12 protein-coding genes are annotated in these 17359 nt (G+C 67.9%); 9 read left to right on the top strand and 3 right to left on the bottom strand.

What is annotated here, in order from left to right:
* Positions 1–62 precede the first annotated feature (62 nt).
* From ACWDRB_RS07610 to ACWDRB_RS07595, 4 genes are read left to right on the top strand one after another with little or no spacing between them, the layout of a single operon-like run.
* Positions 63–1550, top strand: a complete 1488-nt coding sequence (locus ACWDRB_RS07610; RefSeq protein ID WP_449892283.1) for a hypothetical protein — start codon at positions 63–65, stop codon at positions 1548–1550.
* Complete coding sequence (locus tag ACWDRB_RS07605; RefSeq protein WP_449892282.1) at positions 1547–3190, top strand: ABC transporter transmembrane domain-containing protein; 1644 nt, start codon at positions 1547–1549, stop codon at positions 3188–3190. The genes ACWDRB_RS07610 and ACWDRB_RS07605 overlap by 4 nt, the downstream gene beginning before the upstream one ends.
* Positions 3183–4952 carry an ABC transporter ATP-binding protein gene (locus ACWDRB_RS07600; protein WP_449892281.1) on the top strand — a complete coding sequence of 590 codons (1770 nt, stop codon included), beginning with the start codon at positions 3183–3185 and terminating at the stop codon, positions 4950–4952. The genes ACWDRB_RS07605 and ACWDRB_RS07600 overlap by 8 nt, the downstream gene beginning before the upstream one ends.
* Entirely contained in the window at positions 4945–7677 is a 2733-nt protein-coding gene (locus tag ACWDRB_RS07595; RefSeq protein ID WP_449892280.1) for a thiopeptide-type bacteriocin biosynthesis protein, read from the top strand. Before ACWDRB_RS07600 ends, ACWDRB_RS07595 begins: the two co-directional genes overlap by 8 nt.
* 268 nt (positions 7678–7945) lie before the next feature.
* Here ACWDRB_RS07595 and ACWDRB_RS07590 read toward each other — a convergent pair whose 3' ends face one another.
* From ACWDRB_RS07590 to ACWDRB_RS07580, 3 genes are all read right to left on the bottom strand, one after another.
* Positions 7946–8131: a hypothetical protein gene (locus tag ACWDRB_RS07590; protein WP_449892279.1), complete on the bottom strand. Its 186-nt coding sequence runs from the start codon at positions 8129–8131 to the stop codon at positions 7946–7948.
* A 170-nt stretch (positions 8132–8301) separates the two neighbouring features.
* Positions 8302–9294, bottom strand: a complete 993-nt coding sequence (locus ACWDRB_RS07585) for an AraC family transcriptional regulator (RefSeq protein WP_449892277.1) — start codon at positions 9292–9294, stop codon at positions 8302–8304.
* A 403-nt stretch (positions 9295–9697) separates the two neighbouring features.
* Positions 9698–11986, bottom strand: a complete 2289-nt coding sequence (locus ACWDRB_RS07580) for a hypothetical protein (RefSeq protein WP_449892276.1) — start codon at positions 11984–11986, stop codon at positions 9698–9700.
* Between the two features lie 172 nt (positions 11987–12158).
* On the opposite strand from ACWDRB_RS07580, the gene ACWDRB_RS07575 reads away from it, so the two are divergent.
* The 5 genes from ACWDRB_RS07575 to ACWDRB_RS07555 are packed head-to-tail and all read left to right on the top strand — an operon-like array spanning position 12159 to position 17335.
* Complete coding sequence (locus tag ACWDRB_RS07575) at positions 12159–13523, top strand: ABC transporter substrate-binding protein (protein ID WP_449892275.1); 1365 nt, start codon at positions 12159–12161, stop codon at positions 13521–13523.
* Positions 13520–14386, top strand: a complete 867-nt coding sequence (locus ACWDRB_RS07570; protein ID WP_449892274.1) for a carbohydrate ABC transporter permease — start codon at positions 13520–13522, stop codon at positions 14384–14386. Before ACWDRB_RS07575 ends, ACWDRB_RS07570 begins: the two co-directional genes overlap by 4 nt.
* A gap of 5 nt (positions 14387–14391) precedes the next feature.
* Positions 14392–15237 (top strand): carbohydrate ABC transporter permease, encoded by an 846-nt coding sequence (locus ACWDRB_RS07565; RefSeq protein WP_449892273.1) that lies wholly within the window; start codon positions 14392–14394, stop codon positions 15235–15237.
* Positions 15234–16082, top strand: coding sequence for an NAD-dependent epimerase/dehydratase family protein (locus tag ACWDRB_RS07560; protein WP_449892272.1), 849 nt, complete (start codon positions 15234–15236; stop codon positions 16080–16082). The genes ACWDRB_RS07565 and ACWDRB_RS07560 overlap by 4 nt, the downstream gene beginning before the upstream one ends.
* Positions 16079–17335 carry an enolase C-terminal domain-like protein gene (locus ACWDRB_RS07555; protein ID WP_449892271.1) on the top strand — a complete coding sequence of 419 codons (1257 nt, stop codon included), beginning with the start codon at positions 16079–16081 and terminating at the stop codon, positions 17333–17335. The genes ACWDRB_RS07560 and ACWDRB_RS07555 overlap by 4 nt, the downstream gene beginning before the upstream one ends.
* The last annotated feature ends 24 nt before the right edge of the window (positions 17336–17359 follow it).

Genomic DNA, 17359 nt, shown 5'->3' with positions numbered 1-17359 from the left:
CCTTCCGGCGTGCCCTGCCGCCACGGCGGCGGGGCACGCCTCTTTATCATCAAGCAGGATTGATGGATGATTTCTTGGCGGTTGAGCAGAACCTGCTCGCCGAGCTTGTCCGGGAGATAATGGAGCTGCCTAACGAGGACCTGCCGGACTGGCGGTTGCTTCACCACCGGCTCGCGGGCGTCGACGTCACTCGGGGCCTCTTGGCCGAACACGAGCTCGACCGAGCCGCGGAGACACTCAGGTCGCTATTGCTGAGACGCGCTCACGCGATGAGCGAACAGAGATTCCGCTCGCCCGACACGATGCTCCGGACGGTACTGCCCAGCGGGTGCGAGCTCGACCACAGCTATGAACGGAACATGACGGCTTCTCACCTGGAGGCACGGCTGGCTGCTGCCGTGGCGGAGCATGTTCCCACCGGATGGGCGCTGGAGAGCGTTGCTTTCTCCAGCGGAATGGCCGCACTCACCCATGTGCTGCAATCGCTCATTCATATGATGCATCCGACCGAGGCACACCCGTTGAAAATCGCATACTGGGGTGACTACTTCGAAACCGATCTCCTCCTGGAGTACCTTGCGTCTTCCGCCGTCTCTCACGAGAAGATCCCGCCGTCGGCGTTGACGGACCCGGCATCGTTTTCCGGCGCCGACGTCCTCCTTGTCGAGCCGGTTCGTTACAGCCGCACTCTGGATGTTCTGCCGCTGCGGCGGTGGCTGCGCGCCTGGGCGGAAGATCCGGCTCGCCCCCGGGTGGTGATCGCGGATACCACGCTGATCTCCCCGGCCTGGCCGATGCGGCAGGTGCTGGAAGCGATGGCGGGTCGTGACGCTGTCACGTTCATCGAGGTGCGCTCGGCGCTCAAACTCGACCAGCAGGGGCTGGAACTGGCCAATCTCGGCGTCGCCAATGTCCTCCATCACCAAGGGATGGTCGGTGGGGTGCCGCGAGCGGGCGAACTGGCGAAGGTGCTGCGGCTGGTGCGTGGGGTGACCGGCGCCGGGCCGAGCGCCGCCGATATCGCGGCGCTGGACGCTCCCTTCCTGTTCCGCCCGGCCTGGCATCGACGGCACGCGGGCCAGGTGTACGCCAACAATCGGTATGTCGCCGAGAGGCTGGCAACGGTCAACGGCGTGTTCAGCTCAGTGGTTCACCCCTCGCTCGCCTCGGAGAACGACATCATCCGCGACGCCCCGTTCGTCATCATCGAATTGGCCGAGGACAGCGCAGAGGACAGCGTCGCCAATCATGGGTTCGTCCTGGGTGTGCTGCGCCACGCGGCCGCCACCCGAGGAATCCGCCTCGTCCACGGCGCGAGCTTCGGTTTCCGATCGCACCGGTTCGACGCGGTCATCCCGCGTGTCAGCCGACCGCGCGGTCTGCTCAAATTCGCCGCGGGATCACGAAGGGGACCATTCCTCGACGCCGCAGCCGACATCCTCGCCGAGATCGGCCGCGTCGCTGGAATGGACGCCCTGCGAGCGCTTTATCCGGACGTGAAGGAGATCCCCCTCCTACCCCTTGAGGCGGATGTCGAGGAGCAGTCGTGAACCACCTTGCGCTGTCTGACCCCATTCGGGAGAACAAGAGGGCAGTCGGCCTTCTCGTCGGGCTGGCCATGGTGCAGTGGGGCGCGGAAGCGTTGATCCCATGGTCGCTGGGCAGAATTCTCGCGATTCTGATCGACGCGACCTCCGGCGTTGTGGGCTCGATTGCGCTCCTGGCGACGCTGGCGGCGGTCACCATCGCGGCATCGATCACCCGTTATGTCGTGGCGGCCAAGTTGAAGATCCGGGTGTCATTCGACTTGAAGGCCCGTCTGGGCGATCGGGTCACCAGAGGCGTGCAGGGCTCCACGGGCGAGCTGGGCACCTCGGTCAACTCCGACACCGACGCGATCGGAGGGTTCCCGAATGCCATCGCACGGTTGCTCGGTTCGATCGCCGCGATGGCGGTGATCGCCACGTACCTGCTGGCGGAGTCCCTGGCGCTCGGCGGGGCCGTCCTGCTGGGCGTCGTGCTCGTCTCCCTCCTCACCACAAGGATCGCGGTGCCGCTGGAGGGCCGGCAGCGGGCCCACAGGAAACTCCTCGGCACGCTGAATGAGCTGGGGGTCGACCTCGCGGGAGGGCTGCGGGTGCTCCGTGGTCTCGGGGCGCAGGCCACCTTCGAGGAGCACTACCGAGTCGTGTCGAAGCAGACGCTCCGAGCGGGCGTCGCGGTGGGAGGCACCCAAGCGCTGTTGTCGGCCTCCGCCGTCTTCCTGCCGAACCTGCTGCTCATTCTGGTCACCTGGGCCGGCGGACGACTGGCGCTGAGCGGCGAGATCGAACCAGGCGCACTGGTCGCGTTCTGTGCCGCGGCGGTGTTCCTGGTCGAGCCCGTCGGATCGGTCGCAGACTTCGTGAGGACCCGGGCCGGGGCATTGGTCGCGACAGAGAATTACAACGCCTGCTTGGGAGGCCCCGACCGGGAGCAGCTTCCCGTAGACGAATCGGGCGTGCTCACGGGTGAACTGACCACACCTCGTACGGGGATCGTGGTCCGACCGGGAGAGCTGGTCGTCGTCGTTCCCGAATCGCCGGCCGACGAGACGCGGATCGCGGAACACCTGGCGGGGCTACGAGCCGATGATCCCGCGTGGCGAGCCTCGATCGGCGGCACCGCACTGGCCGAAGCCCCTCGCTCCGACGTACGCAAGACGGTGCTCTATCACGGCGCGCAGCCGTTCCTCTTCTCCGGAACCATCCGTGAGGCCGTTGAATCGGCCGGTGGCCTCAGTGATGACGAAGTGCTGGAGGCCCTGCGCACAGCCGTCTGCGACGACCTGCTGACCATGAGCTCCGAAGGCCTGGACCTGACGGTGGGACCGCGTGCACGCAATCTGTCGGGCGGTCAGCGCCAACGGCTGGCCCTCGCCTCCGCTCTCGCACGTCAGAGCCCCTATCTGGTCATGGTACGGCCGACAGAGGCGCTGGACAGCGCCACCGAGCAGGAGGTCGCGTCGCGCCTGCGCTCCTTCCGGCAGAAATCGGGCACCGTGGTGCTGACCCGGAGCCCGGCGTTCCTGGAGCTCGCCGATCGGGTGCTCTACCTGGAACGCGACCTCGTCAGCGGAACCCACCGTCAGCTGCTGACGACCTGCAAGACCTACCGAGCCGTAGTCGCACGGGAGATCCAGGATGTCTGACGCCACCCTGCCGACAGCCGACAACGCGAGGATCCGCGCCGAAGTCCTGCGGCTGCTGAGGTCCAACCGCGGCACACTGGGCGCCGTCGTCTGCCTCTACCTTGTGGCGGTAGCGGTCGGGCTGGTACCGCCGATGCTCCTTGGCGATGTCGTCGACAGCATCGCGCACAGGTCGCCAGGATTTCCCCTTGACCTCGCCGTCGCGGGAATCGCGGCGTGTGTCCTGCTCCAGGGCGTCCTGGTGTTCTTCGCCAGGAAGTCGGCCTTCAGGCTGGGCGAGAGAGTGTTCGCCGACCTGCGCGAGACGTTCGTCAGCCGCGTACTGCGGATGCCGTTGCAGCGGGTCGAGAGCGTGGGGACGGGTGAGATCCTCTCCCGGTCCACCAACGACATGGAGGTCATCCATGAGGTCGTGAGATCCGGGTTGCCGGAGACGGTGGCCGCGCTGCTCACGCTGGTGCTCACGGTCACTGCTTCCTTCGTGGCCAACCCTCTGCTGGGCTGGACGGTGCTGGTCGGTGTTCCGATCATCGTGGTGGCGACGCGCAGGTACGCCAAGCGGCTCCGGAAGGCCTATCAGGACGAACTCGCCGCCCAGTCACGGCTGTCGACCCTGGTGCTGGAGACCGCGCAGGGCGCACAGGTGGTAGAGGCGTTCGACCTTGGCGGCCGGCGTGGTCGACTGATCGCTTCCGGTGTGGCCGAGGCCAGGGACGCTTCTGTCACCCCTGTTGATCTGTCGGCCCGGTGGTTTCCCCTCGTACAGATCGGCTATTTCCTGCCCTTGGTCGTCACCGCCGGCGTCGGGGCATGGATGGTCGGCATCGGGCTGGCGGACGTCGGTGAGGTGACAACCGTTGTCCTCTACACGCAAGCCCTGATCGGGCCGCTCGACGACCTCGCCGACTGGTTCGACGAGTTTCAGAGCGGCTCAGCCGGGCTGGCCAGAATCGTCGGAGTGCCCGAGACGCCGTGGGAGAGCGAGAAGTCCGGCCCCGAACCGGTCGACCGATCGGTAGTGGTGGAAGGCGTGACCTTCGCGTACAAGCCGGGCCGTCCCGTGGTCGAAGACGCCCACCTGCGCATCGAGCACGGCACAAGAACGGCCATCGTGGGCCCGTCGGGGGCGGGCAAAACCACCCTGGCTCTGCTCATGGCCGGAGTCCAGCCCGCGTCACAGGGACGCATACGTGTCGGCGGCACCGACATCGCCAGTTTTCCGCCAAGCGTTCTGCGCCGTCACATCGCGCTGGTCACTCAGGAGGACCACGTCTTCAAACGGAGCGCCGCGGCCAACCTACGCCTGTTCATGCCTGCAGCCACCGACGAGCAGGTGACCGCCGCTTTGGAAGCCACCGGCGCGATGTCCTGGATCTCGCAGTTGGACGGAGGCATCGACGCCGAGCTGGGAGAAGAGGCGTATGTCCCGACTCCAGCGGAGTCGCAGCAACTCGCCTTGGCTCGAATCCTGCTGAATCCCCCGGCGATCCTCATTCTCGACGAGGCCACCTCCGCGCTCCCCAGAACGACGCAGCGGCGGCTGGACGACGTGCTCCGCCGCTCACTTCATGGCCACACGGTCATCCAGATCGCTCACAAGCTGGACACGGCCGCCCAGGCGGACCTGATCATCGCCATGTCGGGCGGCCGTATCGCTGAAGTGGGCTCTCATGACGAGTTGCTCCGGCGCGACGACATTTACGCAAGGCTGTGGCGTGTCTGGGACACCGGCAGCAGCCCGGAGCGTACGCCGAATGCCTGAGCAGGAAGCGTGGTCGGCGCTGCCGCTCGTGATGGTCCGCATGCCCGTCCTGCCGTACGACATGCCGGACCACAGTCACGAGGGGGATCCCATCATCCGGCTGTGGTCGAACGCCGTCCTGGCCGAGGCTGTCTGGGTGGCCAACCCGCGCTTCGCGAGCCGCCTGGATCTCTATGCGTCGGGAGCCTGGCAGCCTGATCCCGAGGCCCGGCAGCGCATGCAGCGGACCTTCCTCAAGTACGTCAACCGTATGAGCCATCGTCCCACGCCCTTCGGTCTGTTCGCCGCCACGGGCTTCACCACCTGGGGCGCGGACCAGGGCGAGATCCGCCCACGCGCCTTCACCAAGAGGGTCAGGTTGGACGCCACCGTGGCGTGCCGTCTCGCTGACAGCACCGCTGCCACGGTCGAGGTGAACCCGAGCCGGCGGGTGACCGCTCGGCGGATCCTGTTCGCACCGCCCGGTAACAACGTGACCATGCGTTCGGTACGACGGCTGCCCGTCGTCGACACGATCTGCGACTACTGCACCGAGCCACGTGACATCGACTCTGTTGCCGAACTGGTTCACATCACGGACCCAGGGCTCCTCGATCCTCGCGCCTTCGTCAGCCGGCTGCGGGAGGCCGGGCTGCTGGTGAGCTCTGCACGTCGACCTGCGCCACATGAGTTGGGCTATCGGGTTTCCCTGCTGCGTCAGCTCGAGCAATATCCTCTCGGGGAGGGGATCGACGCGGTCAAGAAGGCGACTGAGGTCTTTGAGTGGCGGGATGCCCGCGCGTGCCTGGCCATGGATCTGGCGATGTCCGTGGACGGCCGAGCGCCGAATGCCCTGAAGCACGCCCTGCTCGCGGCCATGCCGATCCTCCTGCGGTTGGCCATGGCGCAAGGGCCGGACCGGTGGATCGCCGACTTCGCAGAGAGGTTCGCACGACGTTTCGGGCATGAGGAGGTCCCCTTTGAGCGAGTGCTGGACGAGGAACGGCCACCGGCACCAGGCGTGGCCGATTCCCCGCGACTGACAGCGCTCCGGGCTGCCCTGATCCGGCGTGCGGCAGCGAACAGGGTCTCGATCGTTCCGGAGGACGTCGCAACCCTGCCTGTGCTGAGCCGGGCTGCCGTGTCGTACGACGTCTTCGTCCAACGAACCAAGACGGGCGATCCACGGGACCCGGGCTGGGTGCTGGGGCCACGAGGATTGGCCGGCCCCGGCGGCCGGGCCTTTTCACGCTTCGCCGGGCTGGACCCGCGGGTAGAGGAACATGTCGCGGCGGCGGTGCGTCGTGAGGGCTCGGAGGCGCTTTTCCTGGCCATCGACTATTGGCAGGACGCTTTGCGCAACCTCGCCACCGGCTGTTCTCCCTACGAAGGGCTGCTCGCCTGGTCGTCGGCTCCCTCAACCGCGGAACGGCCCGTGACACGACCCGCCGATTTGGTGGTCGGCGTTTCGGATGGCGTGCCGTACCTGCGGTCGCGGACTGACGGGCGCAAGGTCGTCGCACGTACCCACCACCTGGTCAATACCGGTGATGCGCCCCCACTACTGGATTTCGCCCATCGGGTGTCCGCCTTCGGCACTGCCGTACCCGGCTGGGACTGGGACGCCCTGCCCGCGACGAACAGTGCACTGCCGCGGGTGGAGATCGGCGATCTGATCGTCTCCCCGGCCAGGTGGCGGATCGACGCAGCGCTCGGCGGTCCGGCGATGCCCAGGTACGTGCATGTCGGGGAGGGCGATACCCGGCTTCTGCTCGACCTTGAAAACCCCCTGCACCGGGACCTCCTCGCGGACGAAAGGCGCCGTGGACGCGAATGGGTCGAGGAGTCCTTTGTCAGCGAGCTGGCTGACCGCCCCGTCGAATTCGTCGCCACCATGGTCAACACGGAACATCCCCGCATACCGGCGGACGTCTCCCAGGTGACCGAGCCGGTCGTGCACCTTCCTGGCGACCGGTGGTGGGCCTTCCACATCGTCGCGGATCCCGATGACGAGGACGAGGTGATCCGTGTCCTCGGTAACCATCTTGAGCGCCGGAAGGCGCAGTGGTTCTTCGTCCGGTACGACGATCCCGTCCGGCATCTCCGAATCAGGATCCGGAGCGAAGACACGAATGTCATCGAAATGAGTCAGGTGCTTCGGGTACTGGCCGGAAAGGACCTCGTGACCACCTTCTCCATTGAGCCCTACCGCCCGGAGACCCGCCGATATGGGGGTGCTGAAGGCCTGGCAGCCTGCGAACGCTCCTTCTGCGAAGACAGCAGATCCGCACTCGCCTGCCTCAGGCCGCTCCGGCGGTCACAACAGGACAGGGCCTTGCTGGCGGCCGCCTTGACCCATCTCTATCTCGAGTCTTTGCGCGCTCCTGCTGATGTCGTCACTGAGGTGCTGACCCGTATGAGCGCGGGGCTGCCGGCTCGGAAGGTGTCACGACGACGTGCGCATGAGGCCCGCAAGGAGCTCATGAACTTGCTGACGGAGGGGCAGGCGCCCTGGCTCACGCACATTCGAGGGTTGTACGAAACCCGCACGGCGGACAGCCCCTCAGATTTGGCCGACAATATCGGCGTAGTCCGCAGCCTGACCCATATGCATCTGAACAGACGCGGCATAATGCCGGCCGATGAGCAAGTGGGAGCGCTGTGGCTATTGGAGACTCAGCGACGGCTTTCGGGCCGCCATCACTCCAGTAGGGCAGACAGGCGATCTCAGCGAATCTTCCGGTAGCCGGTCTCACGCCGCGGCCCGGGCGGCTGAGGTTCCGCAGGCCACCTGGTACCGCAAGAACCGCCAAAGCCCAGCTCAGGTCCGCCCGGTCAGAGCGCGCAAGCCGCACCTGGCCGCGCTGTCGCAAGCCGAACGTGAGCGCGTCCGCCGGGCTGACCAACTCGAGCTGCGTGAGCGCGGCGAGCCGTGGGGTTCAACCCCTTCGAGTCACGCTGAACGTCGCCGGCCGTCATCCCTGGTCGGCGACCGGAGCTTCGCTGTCGCCTATTCAGAAATCGCGGTTCCCGACCGAGAAATCGCGGTTCCCGGCTGAGAAGTCGCGGTTGCCGACTGAGAAGTCGCGGTTGCCGACTGAGAAGTCGCGGTTCTCGGCGCTCGCCGGAGCGGCGGCGAACGCGAGTCCAGCCCCGGTGAACGCTAAAGTCGCGGCCAGGGCAAGAACGCTCTTGCGCACTTTTCCTCCTGATGCTCGTGTCTCTCGGTCTCCTGCAGTGGATCGTACGGAGAGGCGGAATGCCGGACTATCCGGTAAGCGAGCGGCCTGCGGCGCGATCCGGATACCGGACGATCGTTTCCGGAACGGGCCGCGCGTCACGCGTCTCGCAGCCTCAAGCGTCGCCTTCACTATCGTCCTCGACGCGTGACGGAGGGCGCGTGACCGTAGGTCTCGCGGTAGAAGGAGGCGAACCGGCTCAGATGCACGAAACCCCAGCGGAGCGCCACCTCTGTAACAGTGGTCTGGCTGCCTGTCGCTGCGATGTGGACAAGATCGGCGTGGGCCCGGGCCAGACGTACATTGCGCAGATAGGCCATGGGCGTTGTCTGCAGGTGTTCGCGGAAGCCCGCCTGAAGGGTACGGACGCTCACCCTGGCCGCAGTGGCGATGTCTCCTAGAGTGATCGGCTCAGCGGCGTGTTCTTCGCAGAAGTGGCGTGCGCGTCGAAGCGCTGCGGAGGTCGACGGGGCACTGGGCCCGTCGAGGTCGGCAGAGTAGGTATGGGGCTGTGAGCCGAGCATGGTGTGCAGCAAAAACTGCTCGAAATGGTGTTCGGCGAGAGATGAGGCCGCAAAGGGGAACGGTATTCCTGCCGTAGCGGGGACGGAAAGTGCGGTGAGTGCTCGGCCCAGAGGGCTCCCATCGGTGACTTGTGGCTCGAAGTGCATATCTTTTTTCGGGGCGTCACCGAGCTGATCCTCAAGGAGGCGATCGACAAGTACCTCAGGAATCTGGATGATCATGACATCGTGATCGACGCTCCAGTTCATGTCGATGCGCTGCCGAGGGCCGATGATGGTAAGTGGTGCGGCAACGTCCTGGCGCCCGACCGTCAATCTTCCACCACCGGTCAACGGCACATGAATGTTGTAGAAGTCGGGCAGCGCCGGTACTTCGACACGGATTTCGGCCCCGTACGCCAGTGTGTGCAAGACGATGTTCCCGCGGTGCAGAAGCCTGTACCGGCCACCGTTCGAATGGCTTTTGATGACCTTGAGGCCGTGCGGCGAGAAGTTCTGCGAGACCTGCGCTCGCATTTCCTCTACGTCGCCTTTGAATATCAAGGCCGGTGCGGATGGACTCGGGAGGCTTCCCAAGCTCTGTGATCTCAATTCATTCATGGTCTTGATCCCCCAGCTCCCGTGGCTGGACCTACCCAATTGGCCGGACAGAGGTGTGTCAAGAGACAGCGTGTCCGGCCCTGATCGCGGACGTCGTGCCCATCCTGCGTCGATTTCCGCCTCACGGCATGAGGCGCGGATGAGCCTAGCGACGCACAGCGGCAGGCAATATCCGCGTTACGACTGATCCACTGCGCGTTCGGGATAGATTCCGTCCAGTCGGTGGACGCGGTAGGTGCGTGACGAGGCGTCGCAGGCAGTTCTCGCCGGAGTTCAAGGAAGAAGCCGTCCGCATGGGGCTGGACGGTCGCGTCGGTGGCGCGGGAGTTCGGGATCAACGGCACAGGCGCAGGTCGCGGATGGCCGGCGCTCTCTGCACCCCAGGGCAGGGGAGAGTTCGGCCTCAGGGCAGTTGGTCAGGGGTCGCCGTCAGACCGAAGTAGATGCGCGGGGCGCCGTCCAGCCGGACCTTGACCTTGCCTTCTCGGGCGGTGAGCCGTCGTTCCCTGCCGATGCAGTCGAGCTCCCTCACCGAGCTCCCGGCGGCGGCCACCTTCAGATCCGTCTTGGTCGGCCAGCCGTCCACCCACGGTTCCGGTGCGGCGAACCAGGTGGAGCCCGGCGCGTGGTCGGTGTTGAGCAGGTATCCGTCCTTCCTGCTCCACAGGATCGAGACGGGTCCTTCCGGCGTGCTGAACAGCAGTCCCTTCAGGTCGGGGTCGGCCAGCTTCAACCAGCGTACGAACGTCGCCCCGTCCAGCACCTGCGCGGCCGTGGCGTAGGCGAGCATGGACGGCTTGGCGCTGGTGTCGCGGTTCATGAGCCCGTAGTGGTACTCGGGGTTGGCCGGGTCGGCCATCTGCGGCTTGCCGAGGACGCTGTCGTGCAGCTGGTACCAGTTCACGCAGCGCACCCCCTCGGCCTTGGCCAGCGCCAGGGTGAGCAGGACGTTCTCCGCGGCCTGCCGGTAGGTGTCGTGCCACCAGCTGTTCGGCTTCGTGCAGGCGTAGGCCTCGGTCAGCCACAACTCCTTGTGCCCGTACTCCGCGATCATCTCGCGGGCCTTGCGCAGGCCGCCGAGGAAGTTCCAGTAGGAGCCGTTGCTGCCCTGCGTCCATTCCTCAGGAGGCGGCGCGTAGTCCGGCGTGAAGTTGCCCCTGCCCGGATGGAAGGCGAACCCGTCGATGAGGTCCCAGCCGTCGGCGTCGTGGAAGTTCTTGGTCCAGACGTGATCCATGCCGGCCAGGCCGGCGTTGAGCACCTTGGTGGGCGCTCCCGCGGCGGTCAGCCGGTCGCGTACCGGGCGTAGTCCGTCCCGCACGTAGGCGGCGGCGGTCTCGCCACTCATCCATGGCTTGTTCACCTCGTTGGCGACCTCGAAGTAGCCGGCACCCGACCCGATCGCCTTCTGCGTGTTCGTGTCGGCCCAGGCGGCGACCTCGTCGGCCGTTCCGCCCAGGGGGATCCCGGCGAGCTCGATGTTGTGACTGATCCCCGCCGCGTCGAGGGTGGCGGGCGGGAGACCGGGCCCGCCGTCGTAGGAGATGCGGACACGCTGGATGCCCAGGCGTTTCATCAGTCCCACGACGGCGGCGGTGTCGGGCTTGAGCAGCCAGGGGTAGTTGGCGATGCCGAACATGCTGTCGGCGCCCGCCTGGTAGGTGTGCGGCGGCAGGACGGCGAGGTTGGTGCGGGCGAACGCGCTGTCGGTGCCCGCGGTGGCGCTCACCTCGGTGAACACGATCCCGCGGGGTGGCGAGGTGACGGTGAAGGTCTGTTTCCACGCGGCTCCCGCCGCGACCGTGCCGGTCACGCTGCCGCTGGCCAGCGTCTTGCCGTCGAAGTCGCGCGCCCACCACGACAGCTTGACGTTGCGGGCGGCCTTCCCCCCGTTGGCGACCTCCGCGTGCAGGGCCATGGGCCGGCCGCCGGCGTCCCAGAGGGAGAAGGGCTGGTCGGTCCAGACCTCCACGCCGAGTGGAAGGCCCGCGCCCATGGTGCCGCCCGCCGCGGGCCGCATCGAGCCGAGCACCAGGTCGGCCTCCGTCACGGCCGCGCTCGCGGTCCCGGTGCCCGGCGCGTGGATCCAGGTGGCGTTGGTCCAGGCAGGGGTGGTGGTGGCCAGCCGGAAGTAGGCGCGGGTGTCGGCCCAGGTCTCCTGGTAGACGACCCCGGCGTTGCTTTCGTACGGCACTCCTCCCCCGGCGTCGCGGTTCCACGTCGTCAGCGCGGCGAAGGACTCGGGCGCCGAGGGAGAGACGACGGTGCGGCCGAGCATGAAACCGGCCGGGATCAGCGTGGTCGAGCCGCCGACCTCCCAGCGGAGCTTCGCGCGGTGCGGCGCGACGCTGAAGACGCCGCGGACGGTGATTCCGGCGGCCGTGCCGGGGAGCGTGTAGTCGACCTGGATGGCCTGCGTGCCGTCCTGGAGCGTGATGAGCGACGGCGTTCCGCCGGTGGTGCGCTGGATGCCGGTGACGGAGTCCTTGGCCATGAACCCGGTGAGCCTGACCCGCTCGACGCCACCGCCGTCGCGGACGGTGACGCCGCCGTCGGTGGCCGCGGTCAGCGTGATGCCGTCGGCGGAGATCGAAGGGGTGTCGGCCTGGGCTTGTGCCGCGGGAACCAGCGCCCCTGCGAGTCCGGCCGCTACGGCTCCGCCGAGGAAACGGCGTCGGGGGATGTCGGACATGAAGATCTCTTCCCTGTCGACCTAATGCGGATTAGGAAGAGGTGTACTCCGGCCGGAACGAGAGTGTCAAGGGTGATTTGTGTGCATCACGTAATCTGCCGGTAACGCCTTGACACGTCCTCCTAATGCGGATTAGATGCCACCTAATCCGCATTAACCCAGAGGAGTAGCCATGGATGTGCCAGCCCCCAGAAGGTGGATGGCGGGGGCGCTCGTGCTCGCCGCCGCGACGGCGGGCTGCTCGTCCGGCTCGTCGGGTGAGGACTCGGGCAAGACCACGATCACCGTGGCGGGCATGCCTCCCACGACCGCCGCGAAGACCCGCACGCAGTTCCTCGACGCGGTCGCCGCGTTCGAGAAGGCCAACCCCACCATCAAGATCAAGCCGACCGACACGCAGTGGGACGCCAGGACGTTCGCGACCAGGCTGGCCGGTGGAAACGCGGAGACGGTGCTGACCGTGCCGCTCACCGAGCCGCCGGGGCTCATCGCCCGGCGCCAGGTCGCCGACCTCAGCGCCGAGATCAAGAGCCTGCCGCACGCGGGAGACTTCGACCCCCGCGCGCTGGCTCCCGCGACCGGCGCGGACGGCAAGGTCTACGGCCTGCCCGTCACCGAGTACGCGCTGGGCCTGGTCTACAACCGCGCCCTGTTCACGAAGGCGGGGCTCGACCCGGACCGGCCACCCGCCACATGGGACGAGGTCAGGGCGGCGGCCAAGAAGATCGCCGGGGCGGGAGCCGCGGGGTACACGCAGATGACGGTCAAGAACACCGGCGGCTGGATCCTGACCGCCATGACCTACTCCTTCGGCGGGCGGATGGAGAAGCAGGAGGGCGACAAGTACGTGCCCTCGCTCCTGGACGGCCCGGCGGAGCAGGCGCTCCGGCACCTGTCCACGATGCGGTGGCAGGACGACTCCATGGGCGCCAACCAACTGCGCACCCAGCAGGACGCGGAGCGCGACTTCGCCGCCGGCAAGATCGGCATGATGATCGGCACCGTCAACAGCTACAGCCGCTACACCACCCTCTACTCCGGCAAGCCGGACGACTTCGGCATCGCGGCGCTGCCGCAGCAGGGCAGCGGCAAGGCGACACTGCTGGGCGGGCTGGTCGCGGCCGTCAACGCCAAAGCCACGGCCGCGCAGCGAGCCGCCGCGGTGAAGTGGATCGACTTCTACTACCTCAAACCCAACTACGACCCGGCGGCCGCCGAGCAGCTGGCCGTGGCCAACGCCGCCGACAAGCTGGCCGTCGGCCTGCCCACGCTCCCGTTCTACGGCACGTCGGTGTCAGGCCCGGTGAACGCCGCGATCGCCAAGCACGGCAACATCCCGGTGTCGAACTTCGCGCCCTACGTGAAGGACACCGACAAGCTGGAGTACGTCGTCGAACCCCCCGTCGCTGCCCAGGACCTGTACGGCGCACTCGACACCGCCGTGCAGGCCGTCCTGACCCGCAAGGACGCCGACCCGCGCGACGAGCTGACCAAGGCGTCGGCACGGGTCGCGCCGCTGCTTGAGAAAGCCCAGTGACGCGGGGCAAAGGCGTCGCGGCCGCGCTGTTCCTCATCCCGACGGTGCTGGTCTTCGGCCTGTTCTCGTGGTGGCCGATCATCCGCAGCGTGGTGCTCGGATTCCAGCAGACCAACCTGGTCGAGGCGGCGACCTTCGCGGGCCTGGACAACTTCCGCACCCTGCTCGCCGACCCCCTGCTGGGCACGGCGGTGCGCAACACCCTGCTGTTCACCGGCCTGGCCCTGCTGATCGGCTTTCCGCTGCCGATCTTCCTGGCGGTGCTGATGTCGGAGCTGCGGCGCGGCTCCGGGCTGATGCGGGTGCTGGTCTACCTGCCGGTGGTGGTGCCGCCGGTGGTGGCCGTGCTGATGTGGAAGTGGTTCTACGACCCGGACTCCGGCCTGTTCAACCAGCTGCTCGGGCTGGTCGGGCTGGGACCGTACCCCTGGTTGCAGTCCACGGGCATGGCGATGCCGAGCCTGGTCCTGGAGGCGACCTGGGCGGGCGCCGGCGGCGTCGTGCTCATCTACCTGGCCGCGCTGTCCAGCGTGCCGACCGAGCTGTACGAGGCGGCCGAGCTGGACGGGGCGTCGGTGTGGCGCAGGTTGTGGCATGTGACGCTGCCGCAACTCCGGCCCATCCTGCTGATCATGCTGCTGCTCCAGGTGATCAACACCTTCCAGGTGTTCACCGAGCCGTTCGTGCTGACCGACGGCGGGCCGGAGGACTCGACGGTCACGGTGCTGCTACTGATCTACAGGTACGCGTTCGTCAACGGCGACTACGGCACGGCGGCGGCGTTGAGCGTGAGCCTGGCCGTGGTGCTGGCGGTGCTGTCCGCCGTGTACCTGCGGCTCACCAGAGCTTGGGGGACGAAGTGAGGGGAGTGATCTCCGACACCGAACGGCGTGGGCGCGGGATGCGCCTCGGACTGGGCACCACCCAGGTGCTGCTCATCATGGCCCTGCTCCTGGAGGGTGCCGGGCCGATCTACTGGATCTTCAAGGGCGCGATCTCCTCCACCCAGGAGTCGCTGCGCCGTCCGCTGGCCCTGTGGCCGGCGGACGTGCGATGGTCGAACCTGGCGGAGGCGTGGACGACCCTGGAGGTCGGCCACTACCTGACGAACACCGTCGTCCTCGTCGGCGGCTCCTGGTTCACGCAGCTGTTCGTCGCGACGACAGGCGCCTACGCGCTGTCGGTCCTGCGACCCTCCTACGGCAGGTACATCTACGGCGCGGTCCTGGCGACGCTGTTCCTGCCCGGCACCGTCTCGATGGTCTCGCTGTACCTGACCGTCCTGGACCTGTCCATCGCCAACACCCCGCTGTCGGTGTGGTTGCCCGCCGGGGCGCACGCCTTCAACGTCCTGCTGGTCAAGCAGTTCTTCGACGGCATACCCAAGGAGTTGTTCGAGGCGGCGCGCCTCGACGGCGCGGGACCATGGCGGATCTTCACCCGGGTGGTGCTGCCGATGTCACGTCCGATCCTGGCCGTGGTATCACTGCTGGCTGTCATGAACGCGTGGAAGGACTTCCTCTGGCCCATGATCGCCATCACCGACACCGAGAGCCAGCCGCTGGCGGTGGCCCTGCCCCGGCTGGCGGACACCTCGGACCAGGCCCTGCTCATCGCCGGGATGCTGATCGCGATCATCCCGCCTGTCCTGGTATTCCTGCTGTTCCAGCGGCAGATCATCCGGGGCATCGCCTTCACGGGGCTGAAGGGATGAGGGTCCTGGTCACCGGTGCGGCCGGCCGCCTCGGCTCCGCCGTACTGGCAGAGCTCGCGTCGCGGGACATCGCCGTGACCGCGCTCGTCGCGCAGGATCCCGGCCCGCCGGCGGCGGAGCGGGTCGTCGTGGGCGACGCCCGCGACCCGGCCGCCGTCCGCGCGGCACTCGAAGGGGCCGACGCCGTCATTCACACGGCGGCGCTGGCCTCGCCCGAGGTGGCGGCGCCCGAGGTGGTGTTCTCGGCCAACACGCAGGCGACGTTCGTGGTGCTGAACGAGGCGGGAGAGCAGGGGGTACGGCGGGCCGTGATCGCCGGCAGCCTGTCGGTCACCGGCCTGCCGTTCGCCAGGTCCCGCCCGAGCCCGCCGTACCTGCCGCTGGACGAGCGGGTGCCGTTGCAGATCGAGGACCCGTACGCGCTGTCCAAGCAGGTGGACGAGGCGACGGCGGCGATGATGCACCGGCGGCACGGCATGACCGTGGCCGCGCTGCGCTTCCCCTTCCTCGGCGACCAGGCCAGGCTCGCCGCGCGCGCGGAGCGGCTGGCCGGGGATCCCGCGGCCGGGGCCGCGGAGGTGTGGAGCTACCTCGACCTGCGCGACGCCGCGCGCGCCTGCCTGCTCGGGCTGACGGCCCCGCTGCACGGCGCGCCGGTCATCTTCGTCGCCGCGGACGAGACGCTCGTGGCGACCCCCACCGAGGAATTGCTCGCGGCGCACCACCCCGGCGTGCCGCGCCGTACGGCATTGCCCGGCAGGACCGTGGCCATCGATCTCGAGCCGGCCAGGCGACTGCTCGGATTCACTGCTCGGCATCCGTTCCCAGAGGAGCGACAATCATGATCATGCCGGAGACGCAGGCGCCGTGGCAGGCCAGGGACGGGCTGCGCATCACCGGTGTGCGCGCGGTCGTCACCGCCCCAGGCGGGGTCCCGCTCGTCGTCGTGCGGATCGACACCTCGGAACCCGGGTTGTACGGCCTGGGCTGTGCCACTTTCACCCAGCGCTTCCACGCCGTGGTCGCCGCGATCGAGCGGCACCTCGCTCCCATGGTCATCGGCCGGCACCCGGCCGACATCGAGGACATCGGCCGGATGCTGCACTACTCCTCGTACTGGCGGGGCGGGCCTGTGCACAACAACGCGCTGTCCGGCATCGACCAGGCGTTGTGGGACATCGCGGGCAAACGCTTCGGCGTGCCGGTGTACGAGCTGCTGGGCGGGCGGGTCAGGGCGGCTGCCGCCGTCTACACCGGGGCTCGCGGTGGCGAGGTCGAGGAGTCGATCGAGCGGGCCGCCGCGCTCGCCGAGCAGGGCTACCGCTACGTACGGCTGCAGGCGGGCGGGCCGGGACTCGGCACGTACGGCGGCGTCGGCACGCCCGGCGGGTATCCGGGCAGCCCCCATCCCGACGGCTGGGACGTCGGCCACTACCTGCGGAGCACGCCGAAGTTGTTCGAGCGTGCCCGCGAGGTCCTCGGTGAGGAGCTCGGCCTGCTGCACGACGCGCACAACCGGCTCACGCCGAAGGAGGCCGTGGCGCTCGCGCGGTCGCTGGAGCCGTACCGGCTGTTCTTCCTGGAGGACCCGCTCGCACCCGAGCACTTCGACCGGCTGCCCGAGGTGCGGGCGGCCGCGCCGATGCCGATCGCCTCCGGCGAGCTGGTCTCCTCGGTGACCGACGCGGCGCGCCTCATCACCTCCGGCGGCGTCGACTACCTGCGCCTGCACGTCTCGGCCGTCGGCGGGCTGACGCCCGTGCGCAAGCTCGCCGCGCTGTGCGAGCTGACCGGGGTGCGGACGGCCTGGCACGGGCCGCCCGACGTGTCACCGGTGGGCGCGGCGGCCAACGTCACGCTCGACGTCACCAGCCCCGCGTTCGGGATCCAGGAGGCGCATGTCTACCCGGAGACCGTGCACGAGGTGTTCCCGGGAACATTGAGGACGGTGAACGGCTACATCGCCCCCTCTGATCGACCCGGCTGGGGCGTCGACCTCGACGAGAACGCCGCCAAGCGATACCCACCGGAAACGCACCTGCACGAGCGGTGGGCCGCGCGGGTGCGCAGGCCCGACGGCGGGATCGAGGCTCCGTGATCTACTACTTCTTGGGGGATATGC

The organism is Nonomuraea sp. NPDC003707, from assembly GCF_053587055.1.
Note: the sequence above shows the minus strand (reverse complement) of the source record. Positions and strands in the feature narration are given on the sequence as shown.